The organism is Citrobacter sp. wls757 (assembly GCF_005280935.1).
Lineage (GTDB): Bacteria > Pseudomonadota > Gammaproteobacteria > Enterobacterales > Enterobacteriaceae > Citrobacter > Citrobacter portucalensis.
On the sequence record NZ_SZWU01000006.1, the window covers coordinates 89,039 to 104,741 of the forward strand.

At 53.2% G+C, this 15,703-nt stretch carries 18 protein-coding genes; 9 read left to right on the plus strand and 9 right to left on the minus strand.

All coding sequences use genetic code 11. The features are described from left to right. Window positions 1–181 precede the first annotated feature (181 nt). The 3 genes from FDW94_RS00825 to FDW94_RS00835 all read left to right on the plus strand — a co-directional run bounded on the left by FDW94_RS00825 (window position 182) and on the right by FDW94_RS00835 (window position 3,048). Window positions 182–1,159 (plus strand): TRAP transporter substrate-binding protein, encoded by a 978-nt coding sequence (locus FDW94_RS00825; protein WP_008786055.1) that lies wholly within the window; start codon window positions 182–184, stop codon window positions 1,157–1,159. A gap of 62 nt (window positions 1,160–1,221) precedes the next feature. Next, window positions 1,222–1,731 (plus strand): TRAP transporter small permease, encoded by a 510-nt coding sequence (locus FDW94_RS00830; RefSeq protein WP_043018240.1) that lies wholly within the window; start codon window positions 1,222–1,224, stop codon window positions 1,729–1,731. 30 nt (window positions 1,732–1,761) lie between these two features. Beyond that, the gene (locus tag FDW94_RS00835) at window positions 1,762–3,048 is read left to right on the plus strand and encodes a TRAP transporter large permease (RefSeq protein WP_003830349.1); all 1,287 of its coding nucleotides are present in this window, start codon (window positions 1,762–1,764) and stop codon (window positions 3,046–3,048) included. 91 nt (window positions 3,049–3,139) lie between these two features. On the opposite strand, the gene ridA is transcribed toward FDW94_RS00835, so the two are convergent. From ridA to pyrL, 4 genes are all read right to left on the minus strand, one after another. Continuing rightward, window positions 3,140–3,526 (minus strand): 2-iminobutanoate/2-iminopropanoate deaminase, encoded by a 387-nt coding sequence (gene ridA / locus FDW94_RS00840; RefSeq protein ID WP_000047544.1) that lies wholly within the window; start codon window positions 3,524–3,526, stop codon window positions 3,140–3,142. Between the two features lie 76 nt (window positions 3,527–3,602). Then, window positions 3,603–4,064, minus strand: a complete 462-nt coding sequence (gene pyrI, locus FDW94_RS00845; protein WP_003025816.1) for an aspartate carbamoyltransferase regulatory subunit — start codon at window positions 4,062–4,064, stop codon at window positions 3,603–3,605. Window positions 4,065–4,077: 13 nt separating this feature from the next. Further along, window positions 4,078–5,013 carry an aspartate carbamoyltransferase gene (gene pyrB / locus FDW94_RS00850; protein WP_003025818.1) on the minus strand — a complete coding sequence of 312 codons (936 nt, stop codon included), beginning with the start codon at window positions 5,011–5,013 and terminating at the stop codon, window positions 4,078–4,080. 36 nt (window positions 5,014–5,049) lie between these two features. Next, complete coding sequence (gene pyrL / locus FDW94_RS00860; protein WP_003025819.1) at window positions 5,050–5,151, minus strand: pyr operon leader peptide; 102 nt, start codon at window positions 5,149–5,151, stop codon at window positions 5,050–5,052. A 238-nt stretch (window positions 5,152–5,389) separates the two neighbouring features. Here pyrL and FDW94_RS00865 point away from each other — a divergent pair, with 238 nt between their 5' ends. Further along, on the plus strand, window positions 5,390–5,842 hold the full coding sequence (locus tag FDW94_RS00865) for a YhcH/YjgK/YiaL family protein (protein WP_048215052.1): 453 nt from the start codon (window positions 5,390–5,392) through the stop codon (window positions 5,840–5,842). Window positions 5,843–5,948: 106 nt separating this feature from the next. Here the strand turns inward: FDW94_RS00865 and argF are convergent, their stop codons facing one another. Further along, on the minus strand, window positions 5,949–6,953 hold the full coding sequence (argF, locus tag FDW94_RS00870) for an ornithine carbamoyltransferase (RefSeq protein WP_100271585.1): 1,005 nt from the start codon (window positions 6,951–6,953) through the stop codon (window positions 5,949–5,951). Between the two features lie 163 nt (window positions 6,954–7,116). On the opposite strand from argF, the gene rraB reads away from it, so the two are divergent. From rraB to FDW94_RS00885, 3 genes are all read left to right on the plus strand, one after another. After that, complete coding sequence (gene rraB / locus FDW94_RS00875; RefSeq protein ID WP_003025845.1) at window positions 7,117–7,542, plus strand: ribonuclease E inhibitor RraB; 426 nt, start codon at window positions 7,117–7,119, stop codon at window positions 7,540–7,542. Between the two features lie 51 nt (window positions 7,543–7,593). Continuing rightward, window positions 7,594–8,352, plus strand: coding sequence for a tRNA isopentenyl-2-thiomethyl-A-37 hydroxylase MiaE (miaE, locus tag FDW94_RS00880; RefSeq protein WP_137376978.1), 759 nt, complete (start codon window positions 7,594–7,596; stop codon window positions 8,350–8,352). A 165-nt stretch (window positions 8,353–8,517) separates the two neighbouring features. Then, on the plus strand, window positions 8,518–9,348 hold the full coding sequence (locus tag FDW94_RS00885; RefSeq protein WP_100271583.1) for a topoisomerase II: 831 nt from the start codon (window positions 8,518–8,520) through the stop codon (window positions 9,346–9,348). Window positions 9,349–9,374: 26 nt separating this feature from the next. Here the strand turns inward: FDW94_RS00885 and FDW94_RS00890 are convergent, their stop codons facing one another. The 4 genes from FDW94_RS00890 to pepA all read right to left on the minus strand — a co-directional run bounded on the left by FDW94_RS00890 (window position 9,375) and on the right by pepA (window position 15,007). Beyond that, on the minus strand, window positions 9,375–9,878 hold the full coding sequence (locus FDW94_RS00890) for a GNAT family N-acetyltransferase (RefSeq protein WP_003830259.1): 504 nt from the start codon (window positions 9,876–9,878) through the stop codon (window positions 9,375–9,377). Between the two features lie 206 nt (window positions 9,879–10,084). After that, a complete protein-coding gene (locus tag FDW94_RS00895) occupies window positions 10,085–12,940 on the minus strand; it encodes a valine--tRNA ligase (RefSeq protein ID WP_137376979.1) in 2,856 nt (951 codons plus the stop codon). Further along, entirely contained in the window at window positions 12,940–13,383 is a 444-nt protein-coding gene (gene holC, locus FDW94_RS00900) for a DNA polymerase III subunit chi (protein WP_003830256.1), read from the minus strand. Before holC ends, FDW94_RS00895 begins: the two co-directional genes overlap by 1 nt. 112 nt (window positions 13,384–13,495) lie before the next feature. Then, entirely contained in the window at window positions 13,496–15,007 is a 1,512-nt protein-coding gene (gene pepA, locus FDW94_RS00905; RefSeq protein WP_003025870.1) for a leucyl aminopeptidase, read from the minus strand. 153 nt (window positions 15,008–15,160) lie between these two features. Here pepA and FDW94_RS23595 point away from each other — a divergent pair, with 153 nt between their 5' ends. After that, window positions 15,161–15,211: a hypothetical protein gene (locus tag FDW94_RS23595; protein WP_212723231.1), complete on the plus strand. Its 51-nt coding sequence runs from the start codon at window positions 15,161–15,163 to the stop codon at window positions 15,209–15,211. A 62-nt stretch (window positions 15,212–15,273) separates the two neighbouring features. Further along, window positions 15,274–15,703: LptF/LptG family permease (locus FDW94_RS23675; protein WP_249358204.1), on the plus strand; the 430-nt coding region annotated here is incomplete at its 3' end.

A 15,703-nucleotide genomic window follows, 5' to 3' on the forward strand; every position in this document is an offset into this window, starting at 1 on the left:
AAAATTTTAAGCGTCTGCGATTTTTTGTGAACGCAGTCATCGAAATAAATTGTTACACCAGTTAGTCTGCGCAGGTAACGTCGTTAAGAAAGTTTCTCGCTGCCCGTTTTTAATTCCGGCAGTCATTTGCTCTGCAAGCTATTCCTGTTAATGGATATTATGAACTTCTGGAGAAGGACAAATGAAACTGACAAAAAACCTGTTAAGTCTATGTATTGGCGCGTCTGTATTACTGATGAGTCATGCAACGCTGGCACAAACTTTTCGCGCCGCAGATGTGCATCCGGCTGATTACCCTAACGTTGTTGCTGTCAAACATATGGGGGAAAAACTTAGCGCCGCGACCGACGGTCGTCTGGAGATTAAAACATTTCCTGGTGGCGTGTTAGGCGATGAAAAACAGATGATTGAACAGGCGCAATTAGGCGCTATCGATATTATTCGTGTCTCAATGACGCCTGTTGCCGCCATTCTCCCTGAAATTAACGTGTTTACCCTGCCATATATTTTCCGCGATGAGGACCATCTGCATAAGGTTCTCGACGGCATGATCGGGCAGGAAATTGGCGATCGTCTGACGGCCAATACCAAATCGCGGCTGGTGTTTCTCGGCTGGATGGATGCCGGCACGCGTAACCTGATCACCAAAAATCCGGTGGTGAAACCGGAAGATTTACACGGTATGAAAATCCGCGTTCAAGGAAGTCCGATAGCGCTGGATACTCTGAAAGCGATGGGCGCTAACTCCGTTGTCATGGGCGTCAGTGAAGTATTTAGCGGCATGCAGACCGGCGTTATTGATGGCACGGAAAATAACCCGCCAACGTTTGTTGCGCATAACTATTTGCCGGTCGTGAAAAACTATACCTGGAGCAAACACTTTATTATTCCTGAGCTTTTTCTGTTTTCGAAAGCTAAATGGGATAAGTTGAAAAAAGAAGATCAGGATCTCATTATTAAACTCGCCAAGGAAGCACAGATAGAGCAACGAAAACTTTGGCAGGATTATAATGCGAAATCACTGGAGACCATGAAAGCCAACGGCGTTCAGTTCCACGATATTGATACGGACTATTTCTATAAAGCCACGCAGTCAGTGCGGGATAATTACGGTAAAGACCACCAGGATTTGATCAAACGTATTCAGGATGTGAAGTAATTCATCAGGTGGAGGATATCAACCCTCCGCCTGAATCTTTTGATTAATTCGAGGTGATAATTATGGGTGAATGCTATTCATCGGTAATGGATTTTCTTTATCGGGTGTCAATGTGGATTGCCGGTATCGCATTATTGGTCATGGTCGCCATTATCCCCATTGGTATATTCGCGCGTTATGTTCTGAATAACGCCCTGTCATGGCCTGAACCCGTCGCTATTCTCTGTATGGTGACATTCACCTTTATTGGCGCGGCGGTGAGCTATCGTGCAGGCTCGCATATCGCGGTGAGCATGGTGACTGACCGTCTGGGGGATGCTTCCCGCCGTTATTGCTCGGTAATCGCAGACGTTATGTTGGTGGCGATAAGCCTGTTTATCCTCTGGTACGGAACCAATCTCTGTCTTGAACTGTGGGACCAGCCCGTGGCGGAATTCCCGCTTTTAAGCGCCGGGCAAAACTATCTTCCGTTGCCGATTGGCTCTGCCATAACGCTGCTGTTTATCGCAGAAAAGATTTTCCGTGGTCCGCAGTATCAACGTCCCGTTGTCATGCTGGGATCGACCAGCTAGTTACCGCCCCCATTTCAGAAAGGAAAGCAGATGGATGCATTTATTCTCGTCTTTACGCTCGGCATTATGCTGGCGATTGGGGTACCGGTAGCGTACGCGGTTGGCATTAGCGCCATCATTGGGGCCTGGTATATTGATATTCCGCTGGAAGCGGTAATGATCCAACTGACCAGCGGGGTGAACAAGTTCTCTCTGTTAGCGATCCCATTCTTTATTCTGGCCGGGGCTATTATGGCCGAAGGGGGAATTGCGCGGCGACTGGTGAACTTTGCCTATATTTTTGTTGGTTTTATCCGCGGCGGACTGTCGCTGGTAAACATTGTGGCATCAACCTTTTTTGGTGCTATTTCCGGATCGTCTGTGGCTGATACCGCGTCCATCGGTTCGGTAATGATCCCGGAGATGGATAAAAAAGGTTATCCGCGTGACTTTGCCGCAGCGGTAACGGCCAGTGGTTCGGTACAGGCGATTCTTACGCCGCCCAGCCATAACTCGGTTATTTACTCGCTGGCGACCGGCGGCACGGTGTCGATTGCCGCGCTGTTCATCGCCGGGATCCTGCCGGGGCTGCTGTTAAGCCTCAGCCTGATGGTGATGTGCGTGGCTTTTGCGCACAAGCGCGGTTATCCAAAAGGAGAACGTGTACCGTTTCGCCAGGCGCTGAAGATTTTCGTTGATACGCTGTGGGGCCTGATGACCGTTGTGATCATCATGGGCGGTATCCTGTCAGGTATCTTTACCGCAACGGAGTCTGCGGCAATTGCCTGCCTGTGGGCCTTCTTTGTCACCATGTTTATCTATCGTGACTATAAATGGTCTGAGCTGCCGAAGCTGATGTTCCGCACGGTGAAGACGGTCACTATCGTCATGATCCTGATAGGTTTTGCCGCCGCGTTTGGGGCCGTCATGACTTATATGCAGTTGCCGATGCGTATCACTGAAGCCTTCACCAGCATCTCGGACAACAAATACGTCATCCTGATGTGTATTAACATCATGCTGCTGCTGATCGGTACGCTGATGGATATGGCACCGCTGATCCTTATTCTGACGCCGGTTCTGCTGCCGGTGACCAACGCGCTCGGCATTGATCCGGTTCATTTTGGCATGATCATGCTGGTGAACTTAGGGATCGGCCTGATTACGCCGCCGGTAGGGTCGGTGCTGTTTGTGGCCAGTGCGGTGAGTAAACAGAAAATAGAGCAGGTGGTGAAGGCGATGTTGCCATTCTACCTTGTGCTATTCCTGGTGCTGATGCTCGTGACGTACATTCCGGCGATTTCGCTGTTCCTGCCGAAACTGTTTGGTGTGATGTGATAAATGCCCGGTGGCGCTTACGCTTACCGGGCCTGTAAACGACCCGTGCATTGGCCGGACGAGGCGAAGCCGCCATCCGGCACAAGGAGACTTAGCGACGAACGGCGATCGCTTCAATCTCGATTTTCACGTCTTTCGGCAGACGGGCAACTTCTACGCAAGAACGCGCAGGGAAGGTCGCGTTGTGTTCGGTGAAGAACGCTTCGTAGGTCGCGTTTACAGTTGCGAAATCGTTCAGGTCTTTTACGAAGACGGTCGTTTTTACGATGTCGCCCACTTTCAGGCCTGCTGCTTCAACGATAGCTTTTACGTTTTCCAGCGACTGACGTGCCTGAGCGGACACGTCTTCCGCTACGGCACCGGTTTTCGGATCGACCGGGATCTGACCGGAAGTGATTACCATGCTACCCAGATCAACGCCCTGAACGTATGGGCCGATTGCTGCTGGTGCATTTTCCGTCGCGATAGTCTTGCTCATGATTTCTCCTGAATTACAGCGGTAGTAGAATGTTCCCGCTCATTATAGGGAGCCGGGATCTCATAACCAACCCCAATTAGTTGGCCAGCACCACATAATGCGAAAACTCTTTTTCACAGTATTTGCATTTGAGTGCGATGTCATCGGCACGCTTTTTCACTGCAAAACTGGAGGAAACCGGCTCAGCATGGCTGATACAGTTGCTGTTCGGGCAAACCAGTACGTTGTCGATACGCTCTGGCAGGCTCGGACGTGATTTACCCACCACGTCGTAATCGTCAATGCGGTTTACCGTTGCCTGCGGGGCGTACAGGGATAGCTGGTTTACCTGCTCATCGGTCAGGAACGTGTTTTCAATTTTAATCAGGTCCTTACGGCCCATCTCGCCTGACGGCAGGTTCAGACCGATGGTGATACGCTGGTCGGTTTCCGTCAGTTTGAACAGCGTCAGCAGCTTAAAACCAACCTGTGCGGGAATATGGTCAATCACGGTGCCACGTTTGATGGCTTCAACCTGCAGTTTGTTATCGTGTGTCATCTCTTTTTCTCCCTTACAGTGCCAGTTCGCTATTCAGTACCAGTGCCAGTAACGCCTGGCGGGCGAAGATGCCGTTGCCAGCCTGCTGGAAATACCAGGCGTGCGGCGTCTTGTCGACGTCGGTGGTGATCTCATCGATACGCGGCAGCGGATGCAGTACCTTCATGTTTGCTCTGGCGCCGTTCAGATCGCTGGCGCGCAGAACAAACTGCGCTTTCACGTTGGCGTATTCGGACGGGTCCAGACGCTCTTTTTGTACGCGGGTCATGTAGAGGATATCGACCTCCGCCATCACCTCTTCAATAGTGCCGTGCAGGCTCCAGGCGATACCTTTTTCATTCAACATATCCAGAATGTATTGCGGCATGGCCAACGCGTCCGGGGCGATGAAGTAGAAACGGTTACCTTCGAACTTCGCCAGCGCCTGGGTCAGGGAATGGACGGTGCGGCCATATTTCAGGTCACCCACCATGGCGATGTGCAGATTGTCCAGGCGACCCTGAGTTTCCTGAATGGTGAACAGATCCAGCAGCGTTTGGGTGGGATGTTGGTTGGAGCCGTCGCCTGCGTTCAGTACCGGAACGTTACCGGAGAACTCCGTAGCCAGACGCGCGGCGCCTTCCTGCGGATGGCGCATTACGATGGCGTCGACATAGGTGCTGATGACGGAAATAGTGTCGGCCAGTGTTTCACCTTTTTTGCCCAGAGAGGTGTTGCTACTGTCAGAGAAACCCACCACGCTGGCGCCCAGGCGGTGCATGGAGGTTTCAAAGGATAAACGGGTGCGGGTTGAGGCTTCAAAGAAGCAGCTGGCGATAACCTTATGCTTTAACAGCTCCGGCTGTGGGTTAGCTTTTAATTTCGCCGCTGTTGCGAGGACCAGATTGAGGTCATCGCGGCTGAGGTCGTTTATGGAAATGATGTGTTTTTGATAGAGCGGGTTAGCCATGTTTATCTCCTGACGCCTGGGCAAAAAAAAAGCCCCTCAATTGAGGGGCTCGGAATGGGTGATCAACGGAAAGAAAAACGGCAGGCCAGCGTCCTTTTTCAGACGCGGTAAGACAAAATGTCGTACACACTGAACCATACATCCTCCCGGCAAATTGTCCGCGATTATACTCAGCTCCGTTGTGGGATCAAGCGAAAAATGCACAAATTATTCATCGCAAACGATTCTCATGAATATTCATTCACCCTGAATGCCAAACAGCAACAATGAGATAAACATGCGTTGACGCAAAATATTGGCAAATAGCAGTAGTATGGCAGACCGTTTTTTCGTATAACAACTAAAATGAAACGATGTTTTAATTAAGGGGTTTGAGATGATTGTCGGCAATATTCACAACCTGGATGCCTGGCTGCCGGAAGAGCTGCGTCAGGCGATTGAACACATTAAAGCGCATGTGACGGATGAGACGGAAAAAGGTAAGCACGACATCGACGGCGATCGTCTGTTTTATCTGATTGCTGAAGATATGACGGAGCCGTTTGCACAGCGCCGCGCCGAGTATCACGCGCGCTATCTGGATATTCAGATCCTGCTCAAAGGTCAGGAAGGCATGACCTTCAGCACGCAGCCTGCGGGCGCGCCGGAAACTGACTGGCTGGCGGATAAAGATATCGCCTTCCTGCCGGAAGGAGTACAGGAGAAAACGGTGGTGCTGAACGAAGGTGATTTCGTGGTGTTTTATCCGGGCGAAGTGCATAAACCGCTGTGCGCGGTCGGTGCACCAGCGCTGGTACGCAAAGCCGTGGTGAAAATGCGGGTGGCATAAGCGTATTTGCCGGGGGCGGCTTCGCCTTACCCGGCCTACGGGAGCGCGATTTTAGGCCGGATAAGATGCTTAGCATCGCCATCCGGCATTCTTTTCATCCATGCTCTTACTTCGCCAGCGTCGCCACCATCACCGCTTTGATGGTGTGCATCCGGTTTTCTGCCTGATCAAATACGATACTGGCGGGGGATTCAAAGACCTCATCGGTCACTTCCATTCCACCGTGCAGACCATATTCCTGTGCCATTTGTTTTCCAAGCGTGGTTTGATCGTCATGAAACGCGGGCAGGCAGTGCAGGAATTTCACCTGCGGATTGCCGGTCAACGCCATCATCGCGCTATTAACCTGGTACTTACGCAGCAGCGCAATACGTTCGGCCCACTTCTCTTTTGCCTCGCCCATTGATACCCAGACGTCGGTATAGATGAAGTCCGCGCCTTTCACGCCCGTGGCGACATCTTCGGTCAGCGTAATATTGCCGCCGTTTTTCTGTGCCAGCGCTTTGCACTCCGCAACCAGACTTTCTTCCGGCCAGCAGGCCTGCGGTGCGACCAGACGCAGATCCAGCCCGGTTAACGCGGCGGCTTCCAGCATGGAATTGCCCATATTGTTGCGGGCATCACCGGTGTAGACCAGCGTCATCTCATTAAACGCTTTACCCGGCAGGTGTTCCTGCATAGTTAACAGATCCGCCAGCAGCTGGGTGGGATGAAACTCGTTGGTTAATCCGTTCCACACCGGAACTCCGGCATATTCCGCCAGCGTCTCGACAATCTCCTGACCGTGGCCCCGATACTGAATACCGTCGTACATGCGGCCGAGCACGCGGGCGGTGTCTTTGATCGACTCTTTATGGCCAATCTGGCTGCCGCTTGGCCCGAGGTATGTCACGCGCGCGCCCTGATCGTATGCGGCAACTTCGAAAGAGCAACGGGTACGGGTTGAGTCTTTTTCGAAGATGAGCGCGATGTTTTTACCGGTGAGCTTTGCGACTTCAGTGCCGTTTTTCTTTTCCGCCTTCAGCTGTGCGGCGAGCTGAAGCAGTGACGTGAGTTCAGCAGAGGTGAAATCAAGCAGTTTCAAAAAATGTTTCTGATAAAACGCAGACATGGTTCCCTCACATGGCTTAGGCCATTTATTGAATTAAAATTCAATTTATATGGATGTTTATTCATTTGCAACCTTGTTTAACAAATCTTTCCTGGAAAGGTGGAGGCAATGACAGCGGTATGTGACAATAAGAGTATCGGCAGGACATTATGAGGAACGAGCCATGGCAAACCCGGAACTACTGGAAGAACAGCGTGAAGAAACACGCTTGATTATTGAAGAGTTACTCGAAGATGGCAGCGATCCAGACGCGCTGTACACCATCGAGCATCACCTTTCCGCGGATGACTTCGAAACCCTGGAAAAAGCGGCAGTAGAAGCCTTCAAGCTGGGTTATGAAGTGACCGAGCCGGAAGAGCTGGAAGTGGAAGAAGGCGACACGGTTATTTGCTGTGACATTCTGAGCGAATGTGCACTGAATGCGGAGTTGATAGATGCTCAGGTTGAGCAACTGATGAACCTGGCTGAAAAATATGATGTGGAATACGACGGTTGGGGCACCTATTTTGAAGACCCGAACGGCGAAGAAGGTGAAGACGGCGACGATGAAGACCTCGTCGACGAAGATGATGACGGCGTGCGTCACTAAGTCATCTACTGACCTGCGGTAGCCCAGGCTGCCGCAGGCCAAGGACAACGTATGGATTACCTGCAAATACTCTCCCCGATCCACAATTTCCTGCACTGTAAAACGCCCCAGGCCTGGCTTGATAAAGCGCGAGACCCGGCATATCTGCCTCTGTTATTGACCGATCACCTCGTCTGTGAGCTGAAAGCGGCGCAAACGGCGATGCTGCTGGTGCGTAAGTATGTCGCGGATAAACAGGGATCGCAGGCGCTGCTGGACTGGCTGAAACCCTATGAAGCGTTTGCTTTCAGAGAAGGAGATGAGCCGGATTTTATCGCGCTGAATAAACAGATAAGCAAAAGCGTGATGCCGCAAACCGACGACCCGTGGGGACGCAAGCTTATCGACAGCATGGTTTTGCTTATCAAAGAAGAGCTTCATCACTTCTGGCAGGTGCGTGAGGCGATGATGAGCCGCAACATTCCCTATATCAAGATTACCGCCAGCCGTTATGCCAAAGGCATGCTCAAAGAGGTACGCACCCACGAGCCGCTGACGTTAATCGATAAACTGATTTGCGGGGCTTATATTGAGGCGCGTTCCTGTGAACGGTTCGCCGCGCTGGCACCGTATCTGGATGACGATTTGCAGGCGTTTTATCTGTCGCTGCTGCGATCCGAGGCGCGGCACTATCAGGATTACCTGGCGCTGGCGCAGCAGGTTTCAACCGATGATATCAGTAGTCGGGTGCAGTTTTTTGGCGAAGTAGAAGCCGCGTTGATCACCTCTCCTGACGATGAATTCCGCTTCCACAGCGGTGTGCCAGCTTAGTTCCTTTGTTTGACGCGCGGTGTCCATCGCCGCGCGGATTAATCCTTCCTGTTTCTGTTAGCAAAATCTGGTGGCTGGAAATCGCTCGCTGCTGCCGTAATAATCAAAACACACGAAGGGGAAATATATCCCCGTAACAGAGATGATTTGGCATAAGGATGGTTAATGAACTGGGCACACGTTTTGTTGGCAGGTTATATCGGGGCGGTGATTGCTATCGTCGTCGGCATGTTTCGCAAAAAAGGCTGGCTGGGCAAGATCTCCGGCGCGGTGGTTTTTGTGGTGGCGATTATCGCGTGGAATCTGTTTGATGTGCACTACCTGATCCCACGCGAAAGCCCGGATTATGGTCTGACCGAAGAGCAGCAGTTTGAAAAGGCGATGCTCTCCAATCCGGCGTTTCAGGTGATTAAGGAGCAGGAACCTGAGCTGACACAAAAAATTATCAGCCAGGCAGCGCAGATGAAGAAAGCAGGGAGTAGCGAACAGCAGGTTATCGACGCGATACAGCCGCAAATTCTTCAGTTACAAATGGCAAGATTGCAGCAGGCGCCAGATGCCAATGTCATTGAATATATGAAAATTAACCTTGAGCAGATCGCTGCTGTGGCCAAAATAGGTGATGACGAATGCTTCCGCTTTCTGTTTCCGGCAGTGAAAGGGGGGATTAACCCGGCACGTCTGGTTCCGCATGAGATCATGAACCGTCGTATGGCGAGTGATATGAGTATGATGCGTGCTGCCTATGGTCCGAACAAACATACGGTCACGGCAGATGAGAAACAGCTGGCGTTGCAGGATCTGCAAGCAATAAGTCCTGGGCTAGTACAGCGCTATGGGCCGGATATTCAGATCATGGCCGATCCGACTAAAGCGATCGGCAAAGAGAAAATTGCCTGTGAGATAGTGCAGGATCTCTGGTCACAGGTGCTGAAGCTGCCAACCGCCCGCGCGGCTGGCGTTATTCGACTGATGCTCTCAGCCGAGATGCAGTAACGCGACTAAAGCCTCTCGGCGTAAGGTCAGAGGGGCTTTAACATCCGCACTTCACAATCCACGTGCCCGGTACAGCCCAGCGCTTCGCTGATATGCTCAAAGCCTAAATGCTCATACAGGCGGATTGCCTCAGTCAGAAACGCTGTGGTCTCCAGATAGCACTGTTTAAAACCCTGCTCGCGGGCATGTTCGAGCGCCATCAATGCCAGCTTTTTCGCCAGCCCCTGACCGCGCGCGCTCGACAGGAAGTACATCTTTTGCAGCTCGCAAATGCCTGGTTCACTACATCCTAACGGCGCAACGCCGCCGCCGCCCACGACTTCACCATTTTGCTCAACCACCCAGTAGGCCGCGCCCGGCTGGCTGTAAACCTGGAACAGTTCGTCCAGATTAGGGTCGGCAACGGTATAGCCCTTATCGGCGGTAAGCCCGTATTCAGCGGAAACTTTGCGGATAACACGGGCAATGGCGGCGTTATCATCGGCAGAAATTCGGCGCAGCGTTGCCGCGACGGAGGTAATGGCACTCATAGCGAACTCATGACATAAAAGTGAGACATATGCAGTTAATACCACTGCGGTGAGGGGAAGCGCAAGCGAGGATAATTCAATAAAAAGCCTCTGAGCATATGCGTCAGAGGCTTTATCGTCTGTGGTGTCGGATGCGCTACGCTTATCCGACCTACGATGACGGTGCCCGTTTGCCGGATAAGAACAGCGCTATCCGGCATAGGCAATTACAGCGCGGCGATGACCGCCTGCTGTTCAATCAGCTTCGCTTTGGCTTCTGCGTAACCGTCCAGCTTCTCACGCTCTTTGGCGATAACCGCTTCCGGTGCGCGGGCAACGAAACCTTCGTTGGAAAGTTTGCCTTCGATACGGGCAATCTCGCCTTCGATTTTCGCCACTTCTTTCGCCAGACGTGTCAGCTCATCTTCTTTGTTGATGAGGCCAGCCATTGGGATCAGCAGTTCGGCGCCGTCGATGATTTTGGTCACGGAGACCGGGCCTTTGTCATCGGCTGGCAGCACGGTAATGCTTTCCAGACGTGCCAGGTTCAGCAGGAAGCTACGGTTGTCGTTCACGCGACGCATCGCATCAGCGCTGCAACCACGCAGCAGCAGCTCCAGCGGTTTGCCCGGGGCGATGTTCATTTCCGCACGGATGTTACGTACGGCGACGATCGCCTGCTTCAGCCATTCGGTATCGGCCAGCGCCGCTTCATCAACCTGCGCTGCGTTATATTCCGGGAACGGCTGCAGCATGATGGTATCTGCAGTGTTGCCACAAATCACTTTCACGCGCTGCCAGATGGTCTCGGTGATGAACGGAATGATTGGGTGCGCCAGGCGCAGCAGACCTTCCAGCACGGTGACCAGCGTATTGCGGGTGCCGCGCAGTTCAGATTCGGAACCACCGTTCATGACCGGCTTGGTCAGCTCCAGATACCAGTCGCAGAACTGGTTCCAGGTGAACTCGTACAGAATGCCCGCGGCGATATCGAAGCGGAAGTTATCCAGCGCTTCGCGGTACGCTTTGATGGTCTGGTTGAATTCAGCGAGGATCCAGCGGTCTGCCAGAGACAGGGTCATTTCGCCGCCGTTGAAGCCGCAATCCTGATCTTCGGTGTTCATCAGCACGAAGCGGCTGGCGTTCCACAGCTTGTTACAGAAGTTACGGTAACCTTCCAGACGCTTCATGTCCCAGTTGATATCGCGACCGGTAGAGGCCAGCGCTGCCAGGGTGAAACGCAGGGCGTCGGTGCCGTGCGGCTCGATGCCGTCCGGGAACTGCTTCTCGGTACGTTTGGCAATTTTCTCAGCCAGCTGCGGCTGCATCATGTTGCCGGTACGTTTCTCCAGCAGTTCTGCCAGAGAGATACCGTCGACCATATCCAGCGGGTCAATCACGTTGCCCTTGGATTTGGACATCTTCTGGCCTTCGTCGTCACGAATCAGACCGGTCATGTAGACGGTCTTGAACGGAACCTGCGGCTTGCCGTTTTCATCTTTGATGAAGTGCATGGTCATCATGATCATGCGGGCAATCCAGAAGAAGATAATGTCGAAGCCGGAAACCATCACGCTGGTTGGGTGGAACTGACGCAGCGCGTCGGTATTTTCCGGCCAGCCCAGCGTAGAGAAGGTCCACAGTGCAGAAGAGAACCAGGTATCGAGAACGTCTTCGTCCTGACGCAGCGCAACGTCGGCGCCGAGGTTGTTTTCCTGACGCACTTCGTCTTCGGTACGGCCAACGTAGACATTGCCGTCGTTGTCATACCATGCCGGGATACGGTGGCCCCACCACAGCTGACGGGAAATACACCAGTCCTGAATATCACGCATCCAGGAGAAGTACATGTTTTCGTACTGCTTCGGTACGAACTGGATGTCGCCATTCTCAACCGCTTCAACCGCCGGTTTTGCCAGCACGTCGGCACGGACGTACCACTGGTCGGTCAGCATCGGTTCGATAACCACGCCGCCACGGTCGCCGTAAGGTACGGTCAGGTCGTGCGGTTTAATTTCTTCCAGCAGGCCCAGGGCATCAACGGCGGCAACCACCGCTTTACGCGCAGCAAAACGTTCCAGCTTCTGGAACTCAGCCGGGATTTCATTGGAGTAAACGTCGGACTCTTCGCCTTTGGTGTCGTATACTTCCGCGGTTTCGCGGATGTCGCCGTCAAAGGTCAGAATGTTGATCATCGGCAGGCCGTGACGTTTCCCGACTTCGTAGTCGTTAAAGTCGTGTGCCGGGGTGATCTTCACGCAGCCGGTGCCTTTTTCCATGTCGGCGTGTTCATCACCGACGATCGGAATGCGACGGTTAACCAGCGGCAGGACAACGAATTTGCCGATCAGATCTTTGTAGCGCGGATCTTCCGGGTTAACGGCTACGCCGGTATCACCCAGTACGGTTTCCGGACGGGTGGTGGCGACGACCAGGTAATCTTTACCGTCTGCGGTTTTCGCGCCGTCAGCCAGCGGATAGCGGATGTGCCACATGGAGCCTTTAGACTCGCGGTTTTCCACTTCCAGATCAGAAATAGCGGTGCGCAGTTTCGGGTCCCAGTTGACCAGACGCTTGCCACGGTAGATCAGATCTTCTTTGTACAGGCGAACAAAGACTTCTTTCACGGCATTGGAAAGACCTTTGTCCATAGTGAAGCGCTCGCGCTCCCAGTCAACGGAGTTGCCGAGACGGCGCATCTGACGGGTAATGGTGCCGCCGGATTCCGCTTTCCACTGCCAAATTTTGTCGATAAACGCTTCGCGACCGTAGTCGTGACGGGTTTTACCTTCTTCAGCGGCAATCTTACGCTCAACCACCATCTGGGTAGCGATACCCGCGTGGTCGGTACCGGCCTGCCACAGGGTGTTTTTACCCTGCATGCGCTGGTAGCGAATCATGGTATCCATGATGGTTTGCTGGAAAGCATGACCCATATGCAAACTGCCGGTGACGTTCGGCGGCGGGATCATGATGCAGAAGGACTCTTTGCTTTCATCGCCGTTAGGTTTGAAATAGCCCTGCTTTTCCCAGTGCTCGTAAAGCGGCTGTTCGATATCTTGTGGGTTGTATGTCTTTTCCATTATTTCCAGGTTGCCGTATTCAGGTTAAAACCAGCCACGCGGTAAGCTTTGTAGCGATCGCGTGCCGATTGTTTCAAAGAATCTTCGTAAGGAACGAAGTCTATCACTTCTGTGAAAGCGGTGGCAAAATCTGCAAAGCCAACGCGCAAACTGATGAGCAGGTCGCGCGGGCTGCTATTGCGTTTCTCCGGCCAGGCAATCTCTACCGGCGCGCCACCTCTGGGGCCTTCGCCCGCCAGATTATGCGGAACAAAACTTTCTGCCGGTCTTGCCCACAGAGCTTCATCCAGTCGAAGAGCCTGCTTTTCGTTTTCACAGGCGATCAGCACGCGCTTGCCAGCACGCCAACGTTCTGCGGCAATTTCACACACCAGTTGTTCAACGGCGCTTAAGCCATCGACGGTGTTGTCATTGTCCAGAATATAGAACGTTGCGTTTCTCATGATATGGGGCTTCTTGTTGTGGATTTAAATGCAAAGCCGGGTGGCGCTACGCTTACCCGGCCTACGGTTGAGTGATGTTGTAGGCCGGGTAAGGCGCACCCGGCGTTTTACATCACTCTTCGCCGTTAAAACCGGCACGATTGAGCAGGAACTGCGACAGCAACGCGACCGGACGACCGGTTGCGCCTTTGGCTTTCCCTGAACGCCATGCGGTACCGGCGATATCCAGGTGCGCCCAGTTGTACTTACGGGTAAAGCGTGACAGGAAGCAGCCCGCGGTAATGGCACCGCCAGGACGTCCGCCGATGTTCGCCATATCCGCAAAGTTGGACTCTAACTGCTCCTGGTATTCATCACCCAGCGGCAAACGCCACGCGCGGTCACCAGCCTGCTCGGACGCACCAATCAGCTCATGCGCCAGCGGGTTGTGGTTCGACATCAGGCCGGTGATGTGATGGCCCAGCGCAATCACGCACGCGCCGGTCAGGGTCGCGACGTCAATCACCGCTTCTGGCTCAAAGCGCTCGACGTAGGTTAACACGTCGCACAGCACCAGACGGCCTTCGGCATCCGTATTGAGCACTTCAACGGTCTGTCCAGACATCGTGGTCAGCACGTCGCCTGGGCGATACGCGCGGCCACCCGGCATGTTTTCACAGCCCGCCAGCACGCCGACAACGTTGATGGGGAGCTGAAGCTCGGCCACCATGCGCATCACGCCGTATACCGCTGCTGCGCCGCACATGTCGTACTTCATCTCATCCATGCCTTCGGCTGGTTTGATGGAGATACCGCCGGAGTCAAAGGTTAACCCTTTACCGACCAGCACAATCGGACGCGCGTCTTCGGACGGATTGCCTTTGTACTCAATGACCGACATCAGCGACTCGTTCTGCGAGCCGTGACCGACGGCCAGATAAGAGTGCATGCCCAGCTCTTTCATCTGCTGCTCGCCGATTACGCGGGTCACAACATTTTTGCTGTAGCTGTCTGCCAGTTGGCGTGCCTGAGAGGCCAGGTAGGCGGCGTTACAGATGTTCGGCGGCATGTTGCCAAGATCTTTTGCCGCTTTAATGCCGGCGGCGATCGCCAGACCGTGTTGGATCGCACGCTCACCGCTGGTCAGTTCGCGGCGGGTCGGCACGTTGAAGACCATTTTACGCAGCGGGCGACGTGGCTCGCTTTTGTTGGTCTTCAGCTGATCAAAGCTGTACAGCGTTTCCTGTGCCGTCTCAACGGCCTGACGCACTTTCCAGTAGTTATTGCGCCCTTTGACGTGCAGCTCAGTCAGAAAGCAGACGGCTTCCATTGAGCCTGTATCATTCAGGGTATTGATGGTTTTCTGAATGACTTGCTTGTACTGGCGCTCATCAAGTTCGCGCTCTTTGCCACACCCAATAAGGAGAATTCGCTCAGACAGAACGTTAGGAACATGGTGCAGCAACAGGGTTTGACCCGGTTTGCCTTCCAGTTCGCCGCGACGCAGCAGTGCGCTGATGTACCCGTCGCTGATCTTGTCGAGCTGCTCTGCAATCGGAGAGAGGCGGCGTGGTTCAAAGACACCCACGACGATGCACGCACTCCGCTGTTTCTCCGGGCTACCGCTTTTTACACTGAACTCCATGCACTACGCTCCTGAATCTTAAAGACAACGGCGGTGGCTACGGATAGAATTGCAAGCTTTCGTAACTCATACCCGCTGTTGCGGTGACTTCGTGTTAATCTTAACGTTATTACGGCATTGGCACGTCAGAACAATTTCTGAGAGGTGGATCCGTTGAGTATAATGATCTTAGCGACGATTTCGACGACTCAAGAGAATAAATGACGTTTAAGCCATGAAACAAGCTAAATTCCGGCAAAAGACGGGTTTTTACGGGCGTATTTAAAGTGATAATCATAAGATATCTGGTTCGGGAAACGCTCAAAAGCCAACTTGCGATCCTATTCATCCTGCTTTTGATCTTCTTTTGTCAAAAGTTGGTCAGGATCCTTGGTGCGGCGGTTGACGGTGATATCCCGGCAAATCTGGTGCTCTCGCTGCTGGGGCTGGGCGTGCCAGAAATGGCGCAACTTATCTTGCCCTTAAGCCTGTTCCTCGGGCTGTTGATGACGCTGGGCAAACTGTATACCGAAAGCGAAATTACGGTCATGCACGCCTGCGGGCTGAGCAAGGCAGTGCTCGTGAAAGCGGCGATGGTGCTGGCGCTGTTTACCAGTATTATTGCGGCGGTCAACGTGATGTGGGCCGGGCCGTGGTCCTCCAGACATCAGGACGAAGTCCTGGCGGAGGCGAAAGCGAACCCCGGTATGGCGGCGC

Excerpts from the sequence above, each read along its gene's own strand:
- pyrB (WP_003025818.1), bottom strand. The coding sequence starts at position 5,013 with ATGGCTAACCCGCTCTATCAAAAACACATCATTTCCATAAACGACCTC.
- FDW94_RS00835 (WP_003830349.1), top strand. The coding sequence starts at position 1,762 with ATGGATGCATTTATTCTCGTCTTTACGCTCGGCATTATGCTGGCGATT.
- holC (WP_003830256.1), bottom strand. The coding sequence starts at position 13,383 with ATGAGAAACGCAACGTTCTATATTCTGGACAATGACAACACCGTCGAT.
- FDW94_RS00830 (WP_043018240.1), top strand. The coding sequence starts at position 1,222 with ATGGGTGAATGCTATTCATCGGTAATGGATTTTCTTTATCGGGTGTCA.
- rraB (WP_003025845.1), top strand. The coding sequence starts at position 7,117 with ATGGCAAACCCGGAACTACTGGAAGAACAGCGTGAAGAAACACGCTTG.
- pyrL (WP_003025819.1), bottom strand. The coding sequence starts at position 5,151 with ATGGTTCAGTGTGTACGACATTTTGTCTTACCGCGTCTGAAAAAGGAC.
- miaE (WP_137376978.1), top strand. The coding sequence starts at position 7,594 with ATGGATTACCTGCAAATACTCTCCCCGATCCACAATTTCCTGCACTGT.
- FDW94_RS00895 (WP_137376979.1), bottom strand. The coding sequence starts at position 12,940 with ATGGAAAAGACATACAACCCACAAGATATCGAACAGCCGCTTTACGAG.
- FDW94_RS00825 (WP_008786055.1), top strand. The coding sequence starts at position 182 with ATGAAACTGACAAAAAACCTGTTAAGTCTATGTATTGGCGCGTCTGTA.
- pepA (WP_003025870.1), bottom strand. The coding sequence starts at position 15,007 with ATGGAGTTCAGTGTAAAAAGCGGTAGCCCGGAGAAACAGCGGAGTGCG.
- argF (WP_100271585.1), bottom strand. The coding sequence starts at position 6,953 with ATGTCTGCGTTTTATCAGAAACATTTTTTGAAACTGCTTGATTTCACC.
- FDW94_RS00885 (WP_100271583.1), top strand. The coding sequence starts at position 8,518 with ATGAACTGGGCACACGTTTTGTTGGCAGGTTATATCGGGGCGGTGATT.
- FDW94_RS00865 (WP_048215052.1), top strand. The coding sequence starts at position 5,390 with ATGATTGTCGGCAATATTCACAACCTGGATGCCTGGCTGCCGGAAGAG.
- ridA (WP_000047544.1), bottom strand. The coding sequence starts at position 3,526 with ATGAGCAAGACTATCGCGACGGAAAATGCACCAGCAGCAATCGGCCCA.
- pyrI (WP_003025816.1), bottom strand. The coding sequence starts at position 4,064 with ATGACACACGATAACAAACTGCAGGTTGAAGCCATCAAACGTGGCACC.
- FDW94_RS00890 (WP_003830259.1), bottom strand. The coding sequence starts at position 9,878 with ATGAGTGCCATTACCTCCGTCGCGGCAACGCTGCGCCGAATTTCTGCC.